This is a genomic window from Candidatus Rokuibacteriota bacterium, assembly GCA_016209385.1.
In the GTDB taxonomy this organism is placed as follows: domain Bacteria; phylum Methylomirabilota; class Methylomirabilia; order Rokubacteriales; family CSP1-6; genus JACQWB01.
This window is the reverse complement of the sequence record JACQWB010000094.1, coordinates 1-11,025: the sequence shown is the minus strand read 5'-3', so window position 1 is coordinate 11,025 and position 11,025 is coordinate 1. Positions and strand designations below refer to the sequence as shown.

General features: G+C 66.5%; 10 protein-coding genes. 3 read left to right on the top strand and 7 right to left on the bottom strand.

Annotated elements, in window-relative coordinates; translation table 11 throughout:
- Positions 1-122 precede the first annotated feature (122 nt).
- A complete protein-coding gene (locus HY726_06510) occupies positions 123-1,883 on the bottom strand; it encodes a gamma-glutamyltransferase (protein ID MBI4608638.1) in 1,761 nt (586 codons plus the stop codon).
- A 139-nt stretch (positions 1,884-2,022) separates the two neighbouring features.
- Between HY726_06510 and HY726_06505 the strand changes: the two genes are divergently transcribed.
- Positions 2,023-2,745 (top strand): gamma-glutamyl-gamma-aminobutyrate hydrolase family protein, encoded by a 723-nt coding sequence (locus HY726_06505; GenBank protein MBI4608637.1) that lies wholly within the window; start codon positions 2,023-2,025, stop codon positions 2,743-2,745.
- 187 nt (positions 2,746-2,932) lie between these two features.
- Here HY726_06505 and HY726_06500 read toward each other — a convergent pair whose 3' ends face one another.
- The 6 genes from HY726_06500 to HY726_06475 form a co-directional block, all read right to left on the bottom strand.
- Positions 2,933-3,772 (bottom strand): beta-lactamase-like protein 2, encoded by an 840-nt coding sequence (locus HY726_06500; protein MBI4608636.1) that lies wholly within the window; start codon positions 3,770-3,772, stop codon positions 2,933-2,935.
- 198 nt (positions 3,773-3,970) lie between these two features.
- Complete coding sequence (locus HY726_06495; protein ID MBI4608635.1) at positions 3,971-4,390, bottom strand: hypothetical protein; 420 nt, start codon at positions 4,388-4,390, stop codon at positions 3,971-3,973.
- 1 nt (position 4,391) lies between these two features.
- Positions 4,392-5,573: an AAA family ATPase gene (locus HY726_06490; protein MBI4608634.1), complete on the bottom strand. Its 1,182-nt coding sequence runs from the start codon at positions 5,571-5,573 to the stop codon at positions 4,392-4,394.
- Between the two features lie 194 nt (positions 5,574-5,767).
- On the bottom strand, positions 5,768-6,559 hold the full coding sequence (locus HY726_06485) for a hypothetical protein (GenBank protein MBI4608633.1): 792 nt from the start codon (positions 6,557-6,559) through the stop codon (positions 5,768-5,770).
- Between the two features lie 66 nt (positions 6,560-6,625).
- Complete coding sequence (locus HY726_06480; GenBank protein MBI4608632.1) at positions 6,626-7,765, bottom strand: acyl-CoA dehydrogenase family protein; 1,140 nt, start codon at positions 7,763-7,765, stop codon at positions 6,626-6,628.
- A 79-nt stretch (positions 7,766-7,844) separates the two neighbouring features.
- Entirely contained in the window at positions 7,845-9,041 is a 1,197-nt protein-coding gene (locus tag HY726_06475; protein ID MBI4608631.1) for an acyl-CoA dehydrogenase, read from the bottom strand.
- A gap of 142 nt (positions 9,042-9,183) precedes the next feature.
- Here HY726_06475 and HY726_06470 point away from each other — a divergent pair, with 142 nt between their 5' ends.
- Positions 9,184-10,425, top strand: a complete 1,242-nt coding sequence (locus HY726_06470) for a Zn-dependent hydrolase (protein ID MBI4608630.1) — start codon at positions 9,184-9,186, stop codon at positions 10,423-10,425.
- A gap of 91 nt (positions 10,426-10,516) precedes the next feature.
- A partial coding sequence (locus HY726_06465) for a UDP-glucose/GDP-mannose dehydrogenase family protein (protein MBI4608629.1) occupies positions 10,517-11,025 on the top strand: 509 nt, incomplete at its 3' end.

Here is an 11,025-nt window from a genome sequence, read left to right as displayed (position 1 = left end):
TCCGGAGCGTCTCGAGATCCATTCCTAATCAGCTCCTGACCGCCATTTCGAGCGCGGGCCTGGCCCGCGCAACCATGTGGGGGGAAGTGTCGGAAGGGGGGCGCAAGCCCCCCTCCGAGCGATTACCAGCCGATGGCGTGGGAGCCGCGTCGCGGGTCGGCGCCGGCCATGAGAGTCCCGTCCGGCCCCACGACGATCGTGCAGACCGCCCCCGCCCGCCATTCCCAATCGGGCCAGGTCTGGATCGTGTGGCCGAGGTCGGCCAGCACGTTCGTAACCTCTGACGGAATTCGCCCCTCCACCTGGAGGCACCCGGGGAAGCTCGGGTGGGGCCAGAACGAATCGGGGAAGCTCCGCGACGCGACGCGCGGCGCCTCGACGGCCTGCTGCGGCCGCATACCGAAAGCCACGACGTTCAGGAAGACCTGGAGCATGGCCTGGAGCTGGACGTCGCCGCCGGGCGTGCCGAACGGCATCAGGAGCTTCCCGTCCTTGAACGCCATGGCCGGGGCCGGGGTGAGCCGCGGGCGACGGCCCGGCGCCACGGCGCTCGGGTGATAGGGGTCGAGCCAGGACTGGGAGCCGCGCGGCGAGATCACGCAGCCGACGCCCGGGATGACGGGCGAATCCACGGAGGGGTCGCTCGGCGTCGCGGAAAACGCGTTACCGTGCCGATCGACCACAGCTACGTAGCTCGTGTCCATGGTCTGGGGGTCCGCCGCGGCGGACGGGACGGGGCGCGCCGCGCCGTTCCTGACCGCGGCCAGGCCGTACGCGTCACCGGCGGGCGGCATGTCGGGCCACGCGCGCTCGCCGATCAGCGTCCGCCGGGCCTCGGCGTAGGCCTTGGCGAGCAGGCCATCGGCCGGCACCTTGACGTGCGCGGGGTCGCCGTAGTAGGCCTCCCGGTCTGCGAAGGCCAGCTTGATCGTCTCGGCCACGAGGTGGAGGTAGCGGGCGGAGTTGTGACCGAGGGCGGCCAGGTCGTAGGGTTCGAGGATGTTGAGCGCCTGAAGGAGCGCGGGCCCCTGACACCAGAAGCCGCAGGTCGCGACCTCGACGCCCCCGAACGTCGTCGTCCGGGCCGGGCTCACCTCGACCTCGAACCGGGCCAGGTCCTCGGGCGCGAGGAGACCGCCCTCGCGGCGGTGATAGGCGCAGATCGCCGCCGAGATCTCGCCTTTGTAGAAGACGTCGCAGGCGGCGCCGATCGCCTTCGCTCGCCCGCGTCCCCGGGCCTTGGCTTCGGCGGCAGCCATCGCCTTCAGGGTCGCCGCGAGCTCGCCCTGGACGAGGCGCTCGCCGACCCGGGGCGGGCGGCCGCCGGCCAGGAAGAGCGCCGCGGTCGTGGGCCACCGCTGGCAGCGCTCCTGGTTGGCGCGAAACTGCATGGCGGAGAACTCGGAGACCGGAAAGCCGCGCTCGGCGCACTCGATGGCGGCGGCCGCGACCTCGCCGAAGGACATGGTCCCCCACCGCACCAGCGCCGTGCACCAGGCACGCGGGGCCGCCGGGACGACGGTGCGGAGGAGCCCCGGCGGGATCTGGCCTCCGCAACGCTCCTTGAAGAACTCGATGCTCGCCGTCCGAGGCCAGCCACCGACACCCGACACGGTCCAGGTCTCGCGCTTGGCGGCCAGGTGGACCATGATCGGCGCGACACCCGCCGCGCTGACCATGTCCGGATGCACCACACCGAGACAGATGCCCGCGGCCACGCCCGCGTCCACCGCATTGCCACCGGCCTCCAGGATCCGGGCGCCGGCCTGGGCCGCGAGCGGATGCCCCGCGACCACCATCCAGCGGCTCCCGATCACCTGGGGCGCGTAGCGATTGGACCCTGTGGGAGAACGCAACTGAGACTCAGCAGAATCCAGGCTCATAGCAGATATCAGAGCATGCCTGGAGTACAGGGTCAATCGTCAAGAACGCCCTGGACACGGCGCGTCAGCCGTCGGCGGAGAAGGCGCCGGCATCCTCCGTAGCTTGACCCCCGCACCGACGCGGTGGTACGGTGACGCCATGGCGCATCCGCTGATCGGCGTCACCACATCCATCACGATCAGGAAAGAGCTCGAGCGCGCCTACGTGAACTCCGCCTACCTCGCCGCGGTGCAGGAGGCCGGCGGCGTCCCGGTGCTGCTCCCGCCTCAACTCGACGGCCGCGCGCTCTCAGAGCTGGTCGCGAGCCTCGACGGCCTTCTCCTCACCGGCGGCGGTGACCTGGACCCGGCCAGGTTCGACGAGCCGCCTCATCCGACGCTCGCCGAGGTCTCCCCGGCGCGGGACCGGCTCGAGATCATCCTCGTCGAGCGCTTCATGGAGGCGCGGCGACCGATCCTGGCGATCTGCCGCGGCATCCAGGTGCTGAACGTCGCGCGTGGCGGGAGCCTCTACCAGGACGTGGCGAGCGATCCGGGCACGGCGATCCAGCACCAGCAGAAGGGGCCGCGCGACCAGCCGACCCATGCGGTCGAGGTCGTGTCGGGGAGCCTTCTGGCGCGGACCGTGGGCAGCGACGAGCTGGAGGTCAACAGCCTGCACCATCAGGCCGTCAAGACCGTCGGCCGCGGGCTTCTCCCCGTGGCCTTCGCTCCCGACGGCATCGTCGAGGGCGTCGAGCTCGAGGACGCGGGCTCGGGGCACTTCGTCCTCGGCGTCCAGTGGCACCCCGAGGAGCTCGTGGCGAAGGATCCGGCGTCGCGCCGCCTCTTCGGCACCTTCGTGGACGCCAGCCGGACGTAACCGGGCCCCCCGCTCCGGAAAGCTCCTTCCCGCGTTCGATACCAGCCGTAGAGTGCCGCGATGATCGCGCTCGCCAACGCTGAATAGAGAAGAAGGTGAGGCGGCTCCCAGAATGTCTCTCGGCCTAGGGCCTCACATGGGCAGGGCACACTGTCAAGTCTTTATTCGACTACCGCTTAGACGCCGCTTAGACGAAGGACCAGCGCGATGGGCGACCGGCGACGACTTCCTCGCGGACCCTGCGCTCCTTCTTGAGCTTCAGCAGGTGGGACTGGACGGACATGGCGGCGGCGCCGTGCAGAGCCGGCGAGACGTCCGCGTAGATCCGGGCCACCATCTGCGGGATGGTCCTGAAACCGTCTCCCAGCGCCTCAAGGATCTGGCGCTCCCGCATAAGGCGGTGGTCCATGTACTCCTGGATCTTGGCGGGCGCATCCTCGATGACGGGCCCATGGGCTGGGTAGATCCGCCTCACCTCCAGCGACTGGAGCTTCCGGAGCGAGGCCATGTAGTCCCCCAGGTCGCCGTCGTCGGGCGGGATCACGGTCGTCGAGCCCCCGAGGATCAGGTCGCCGGTGAAGAGCGCATTCTCCTCCGCCAAGTAATAGCAGAGGTGGTCGGAAGCGTGCCCCGGGGTGTGGATCGGGAGCAGCGTGACGCCGTCCCCGCGCACGGCCTCGCCGTCGCGAAGGTCCTCCATCGGGCCAGGCAGCTCTGGGTCGCGGAAGATCATCTTGGCCACGGAGATCCCGGAAAAGAGCCCGCGGAGCTGGGGCACGCCGCCCATGTGATCGCGGTGGCGGTGGGTCAGGAGGATCCGCGCGGGGCGCGTCCATCCCCGTCTGGCCAGGTAGCCGCGAAGAAGGGGCACGTACTCGGGGATTCCGGCGCCGGTGTCGATGAGGACGGGATCCGTCGTCCCGACCAGGTACGTGTTGGTCCCGGGCCCGGTCATGAGGCCCGGGTTCAGGCCGAGGACTCGTCCCACCAAGTCACTGGGTGTGCCCGTCGTCGGAAACTCGGACACCTTTTGCTCGCTTTGGGTTAATCTCGCGGCTATCTTGATCTCGTCAGCAGTCGATCACTTTCTGCTCGAAGGACCGAAATGAGGGGCAACGATTCCGCAATGTCTCAAGTTCGACGTGTCGCGAAATCTCGCGGCACACCTGCGGGTCGTAAGGCAACCCTGCTGTTGAGAGCAAGCGCCTGAATCTCTCCTTCGGGTTTACAATCTCCTCGAGCGTTCCTTGAACGCGGGCAACTTGTGATCCACCCTGGACAACGCCACGAGATTCACCGCTCTTTCATTTGCCATAAGCCAAGTTTCCATCTCCCTCCGGACAGCATGGAACTGAACACCTTTGGGAAAGGCGAAAGTATAACCAGTGATCTTTCGCGTCATTTCACGTTCGAGCAACGCGGGATCTTTGATGTCGGAGTCGCGGACAACCAACGCCTTATCCACCGGACCACCCCGCTTTATGTACTGCAATTCCTTCAGCAGCTTTGGGAAGCTGCCCATGAGGCGAGACACGCCACCGGCGGGACGCGAGAAAACCTCTAAGTCGGCCGAGCAGATTTTACGAATAAGCTCCTCATAAACCGGCACGTCGTAAGGTCCTTCAACTACAATTCCATAGCTCACATCAGGAACTGCCCAGGGCACCGGAGTAATACAGGTCGCCGAGCCCAGCCTCCTCACGCTCCAGAAGTTCCTTCAAGTGGTGTTTATCGCTCGGGCGACTACACTTCGTCTCGCCATCCCGCCGCTCAAACACGACCAACTCACCAAGATCGCACTTGTCTACCAGATACGGCGAGTGCGTGGTGACAATCAGCTGCGCCGATCGCTCATGGCCGAGCTCGTCCTGGACTTGCCTTAACAGCTCCACAAGCGTTGCCAAGAGATGAGGATGGAGATGGTTTTCGGGCTCCTCAATGCAGTATAACGGGGCCGCCACCTTAGAAGGAGCGAAAATGAGCGAGAGCAATGCGATGAACGAAAGCTGCCCGTCAGACATCTGCCATACTGAAACCGGTCGTTTCAAATGTTTCTCGCTGGACGCTAGGTATACAGTCGTCTGTTGGGTTGGCCAGGTGAATAGATCCTCAAGTTCAGGGAACACGTCCTTGGCAACGCTCCTGATCTTGTCAAATGCATCGCGATGCCGAGTTTGTAGAAGCAGCAGCCATGCGGAGAGATTATCGCCATACTCGGTGAGGAAATTAGGCGCAGCAGCAGTATTAAACTGCTTCATCAGTTGCGGAAGAAAACGATGGAAACGCCACGAGCTGATAAACGAGCGAAACTTGTTGCCTTCCCAGTTAGGAATTTCAAACTCAAGCGCGGAACGATCCATATCATCAGCTTGAGCGACCATGCCTCCGTCAGGATTCCTCAGCGTTCTGTGGCCATCAGAGCAACCGATAAGGGTGTACTGGCCATTCGGCGTGGACACGCGCAAAACTTCGTCTTGGACCCTTGCCGATCCGCGTTCCACGTCTCCCAAAAGTGAAATCTCGTAGCTCCATTGTTTTCCCGGGCCACCCAACACGCCGTCGCCCTCAAGAGAGATCGAAATGACGACGGGATTTGAGTCCGTGCCCTTCCAGACGAGTTCTGAAAACCCTCCAAGAGAGGTGAGAGCATAGGGCAAGCCGATTGCGCCCGGTTGGGGAAGGACCATGCGTACGAGGAAGCGGAACACATCAGTTAGATTGCTCTTCCCAGACATGTTGGGCCCGACCAGGACATTTCGCAGCCCCAGGGTGAGCGAAGCATCTTTGAGGGACTTGAAATTCCTGACGCGGACTTGCCTGATCATCATACCCTCCGTCAGGGCAGAGCGTCACGCTCCGACCAGAAAAGCTCATCGCCTTGCGATGTTGACGCCATTCTAACTCGGAATACGCCAAATATGCTCTGTGAGTTTGGGGAGACAACTGCGGAAGGAGTCTCCAGGTCCGGGCAGGAGAATTGTGGGGCGCTAGACGCTAAAGTTACCCAAACGAGAGTCGACACCTACACCTGCCATGGAGGCTTGCCGGGCTTCCAGCTCGCCGTCGCCCAGTCGTAGCCCTGGCCGTAGAACTCGATCCGGTCCACGATCCCCTGGAATTTGTGGCGGCCGTCGGCGTGGTGGCTCCACACCTCATCCCAGCTCTCGAACTGGGCCAGGTAGGCGAGCGCGTACTCGGCCGGCTCGGCCATGGCCAGCTCGCCGGCCACAAAGCGCTGGTGCCCCTCGCGGGGACCGATCCAGAATGCCTCCGAGGTCTCCTCCAGGAACAGGCGCGGTTCCTGGCCCGGCGGAAGCCGCGAGAGAAAGAACCGGGCCGAGAAACGGATCGGGCTCGAGGACGGCGTGATGAAGTGGGAGAGGTAGCGAAGGGACCGGAGATCCAGCACCCACCCCTCGGCAGCGAGGAGCTCGCCGAGCGACCGGGCGCTAGCAACCATGGCCTCCCGGCAGTGCTTCACGCGCGAGGCCACTGCCGGCTCGCTGAGGTCCGGCGGATGTCCCGCAGCATCGGCGGCCATCAGGACGCCGGTCTCCTCGAAGAGCTCGCGGATCGCGGCCACCCAGAACGCGAGCGCGGGGAGGTCGCGGCTCGGAAGCAGCCCCTCGGCAACCGCGGCCGAGAGCCCGATGCAGCGCCCCAGCGACTCCGGCGCCACATCAGCGGGCTCGACCTTCCCGCCGGGAAACGCGTAGTAGCCGCCGAGGAAGCGCATCTTCGAGTTCCGGCGGATCAGGTAGACCTCCAGCGGCTCGGACGAGACGGCAGGGTTCGCCGCGGGGCGGATGAGCACGACAGAAGACGCAGGCTTCGGCTCGACAGGGGTCACGAGGGGTGCGGGGGAGTCGCCGCGGCGCGGTCAGAGCTGGATGAGCTGGGCCACCCGCTCCCGGTGGTACGTGGCGTCGCCGAAGGTGAACTCGGAGCCCTTGGCGCGCTTGAAATAGAGGTGCATGTCGTGCTCCCACGTGAAGCCGATCCCGCCGTGGAGCTGGATCCCCGCCGCGGCGACCTTCCGGTAGGCGTCCGAGACGTAGGCTTTGGCCATGGCCACCGCGAGCGGAGCCTCGGCCGCCCCCTCGTCGACGGCCCAGGCCGCATAGTATGTGATGGACTTGGCGTTCTCGACGTCCACCAGCATATCGGCCAGCTTGTGCTTCACGCCCTGGTAGCTGCCGATGGGCTTCCCGAACGCGACCCGGATCTTCGCGTACTCGGTGGTCATCTCGAGGACCTTCTGGGCTCCCCCGCACATCTCGGCGCAGAGGGCGACCGTGGCCCGGTCGATGACCCGGGCGAGCGGCGACCAGCCCTTGTCCCACTCGCCGACGAGGGCCTCGGGCCCGACGACCGCTTCGTTCAGCATGACCTCGCAGAGCTTCCGCGTCTGGTCCATGGTGGGAAGGAGCTTCACCTCGATTCCCCGCGCTGTCCTCGGCACCAGGAAGAGGCTCACCCCGTCGTCGGCCCGGCGCCCGTCGGCCGTCCGCGCGGCGACGACGAGGGCGTCCGCGGTGTGGGCGTCTTGGACGAAGAGCTTGGTTCCTGAGAGGACCGTTCCCCCGGGCGCCGGCTTGCCGCTCACCGTGATCCCCTCGGCATCCCAGCGCGCATTGGGTTCCGTCCACGCGAGCGTCGCCCTGGCCTGCCCCGATGAGATCCTGGGGAGCCACTCCTTCTTCTGGGCTTCCGAGCCTGCTTCGAGAATGACGAGGCCGCCGAGGAGCACGGTCGAGAAGTACGGACCGGGGAGCACGACCCGCCCCATCTCCTCCATGAGGACCGTCAGGTCCACGAAGCCGAGGCCCGCGCCGCCGTAGCCCTCGGGATAGACGAGCCCGAGCCAGCCCTGCTCGGCCAGCTTCTGCCAGAGCTCGGGAGTGGTGCCCGTGGGATCATCCAGCATCCGGCGGACGAAGGTGGAGGGGCACTCGTTCTCGAGGAACTTCCGCGCCGTGGCGCGGAGCATCTCCTGCTCTTCGCTGAATCCGAAGTCCATGGTCTGCTCCCCACGCCCCCTCACCCTGCCCTCTCCTCCTCAGGGGGAGAGGATAAAAGTGAGGGGGAGCGTAAGTGGATTACCCTTTCGGAAGCCCCAGCACCCGTTCGCCGATGATGTTGCGCTGGATCTCCGTCGTCCCGCCCTCGACGGAATTGGCGCGCGAGCGGAGGAAGGTGTGCTGCCAGATCCCCTGCTCGACGGCCCAGTCGCTGCCCCGCACGAGCTGGTGGTAGGGCCCCAGGATCTCCATCGCCAAATCTTGAAGTCGCTGATGCGTCTCGCACCACCAGATCTTCCCGGTGGACGCCTCGGGCCCGGGCAGCTCGCCCTTGAGGAGCTTCGTCACGGCGCGGGCGCCGGTGTACTTGAAGACCTCGGTATCGATCCAGAGCTGCGCCAGCTTCTGGCGGACGATCGGATCCTGGGTGGCGGTGCCGCCGTTGCGCTTCGTTCGCTTGGCCAGCTCGACGAGCGCGTCGAGGGCGATCCGGAGCCTGACCTGGAGGCCGAAGCCCAGGGCCAGCCGCTCGTACATGAGGGTGGTGATGCCGACCTGCCAGCCGTTGTTCAGCCCTCCCAGGATGTTCTCCGCCGGTACCCGGACGTTCTCGAAGAAGACCTCGTTGAACTCGGCGTCGCCGGTGATCTGCCTGAGGGGGCGAACCGTGATCCCGGGCGAATGCATGTCCAGGAGGAAGTACGTGATCCCCTTGTGCTTCTCCGCGTCGGGATCCGTCCGGGCCAGGAGCATCATCCAGTCGGCCGCCTGCGCCACGCTGGTCCAAACCTTCTGGCCGTTGACGACGAAGTGATCGCCGTCCTGAACCGCCCGGGTCTGCAGGCTGGCCAGGTCAGAGCCCGCGTTGGGCTCCGAGTACCCCTGACACCAGATCTCCTCGCACGAGAGGATCTTCGACGGGTAGCGCTTCTTCTGCGCCTCGGTGCCGTACGCGATGATGGTCGGCCCCGCCATGCCGATCCCGAGGAGGTTGAGAATCGGCGGGGCCTTGGCCAGCGCCATCTCCTCGTGGAGGATCAGCTCTTCCATGAAGGTGAGCCCGCGGCCGCCGTACTCCTTGGGCCAGGTCAACCCGAGGAACCCGGCCTCGTAGAGCTTCCGCTGCCACTCGCGGAGGAAGAGGTAGGCTTCGGAGCGCGGCACATCGGGACCGGAGACGACGCGCGACGTCCACTCGCGGGGGAGATTTTGCCTGAGCCACGTCCGCAGCCTGTCACGGAAGGCCTGCTGCTCTGCGGTCGGTTTGAGGTCCATGCGCTCTCTCCTTGGCTGAGGTTGGGGCCCACCGCCATTCGGAAGAGACGACAGCGGGGATCACCAAGGTGACTGAACAGCGGTTCAGCAAAATTATAGGGACCGCAAAGCGTTCAAGTCAAGGGAGATATACTCTACTCCCATGCTGGCGATCTCGATCGCCCGGCTCAGAGCCGACATCGAGGCACTGGCCGGCTTCGGTCGAACCTCGAGCGGCGGCGTGACCCGGCCCGCCTGGAGCCCGGCCCACGAGGAGGCTCGCGCCTGGCTCCTCGGAAGGATGCGCGAGGCCGGGCTCACGACCTGGATCGACCCGGCCGGGAACACCTTCGGGTCCTCGGCGAGCGGCGGCGCCGCGGATTCCCCCGACCTCGGCGTTCTCACCGGCTCCCACATCGACTCAGTGCCCGACGGCGGGATCCTCGACGGCGCGCTGGGCGTCCTGGCGGGGCTCGAGTGCCTCCGTACCGTTCGGGAGGCCAGGCCCGAGCTCGCCCGACCGCTGACGCTCGTGGCCTGGAGCGACGAGGAGGGACGCTACGGAAGCCTCTTCGGCTCGAAAGCGTTCACCGGAAAGCTCGATCCGGCTCAGCTCCCGGCGCTCGCCGCTCCCGACGGGGAGCGGCTCGTGGACGCGATGGCCCGCGCCGGCTTCAACGCCCTCGACGCCCCCAGGGCCGCCCGCGACCCGAAGAGCGTGGCCGGGTACGTCGAGCTCCACATCGAGCAAGGGCCCCACCTGGAGGCGCTCGGCATTCCGATCGGGGTGGTGACCGGGATCGTCGGGATCACGCGGAACCGGATCGTCTTCGTCGGCGAGCCGGACCACGCCGGCACGACGCCCATGGAGCGGCGGAAAGACAGCTTCCTCGCCGCCGCCGACTACGCGCTGAAGGCGCGCGAGGTCGTGGTCAAGCGGGGGAGCGGGCGGAGCGTCACCAACTTCGGCGTCGTCGAGGTCAGGCCGGGGGTCCCCAACATCGTGCCGGCCCGGACCAGCCTCCTCCAGGAGATGCGCGAGCTCGACGCGGCGATCCTCGAGCGGGTCGAGCGGCGCTGCATCTCGCTGGCCCGCCGTATCGCCAGGAGGCGAGGCATCACAGTGGAAGTGCTTCCCGTCTCACGCAACGAGGCCGCCCAGTGTGCGCCCCGCGTCCGGGCGGCCGTCGAGTCGGCCTGCCGCGCGCTGGGGCTCGCCTTCCAGCGCATGCCCTCGGGCGCCGGGCACGACGCCCAGAACCTCGCCACGGTGACGGAGGCCGGAATGATCTTCATCCCGTCGAAGGGCGGCAGGAGCCACCGGCCCGACGAAGCCAGCGACTGGGAAGACATCGAGCGCGGCGCCAACGTGCTCCTTCACACGCTGCTCGCGCTCGCCGCCTGACGGACCCGCTCCTTGCTCCCGCCAGAATTGCTCTGCTATAGTTAGAAACCGCCTTTCGCATCGCGACCTTTCCTGAGGAGACGGAGCCGGCATGAACATTTGCGTCGTAGGGACCGGGTACGTGGGCTTGGTGACCGGGGCCGTGTTCGCCGACCTCGGCAACGACATCATCTGCGTGGACAAGGTGAAGGCGAAGATCGAGGGCCTGAAGCAGGGGCGGATGCCGATCTACGAGCCGGGCCTGGAAGAGATGGTGACCCGGAACATGGCCGACGGGCGCCTCAGCTTTACCACGGACCTCGCGGAGGGCGTCAGGCGCTCCGAGATTATCTTCATTGCCGTCGGGACCCCCGCGAAGGCCAACGGCGAGACGGACCTCTCCGCGGTGGAGGAGGTGGCGCGGGGGATCGGGCGCGCCATGGACCGCTACAAGGTCATCGTCAACAAGTCGACGGTCCCGGTGGGGACCGGTGACCTGGTCCGCGAGATCGTCCAGAAGCACCAGGCCGCGCCGGTCGAGTTCGACGTGGTCTCGAACCCCGAGTTCCTCCGCGAGGGCTCGGCGATCGAGGACTCGCTCCGGCCCGACCGCATCGTGAT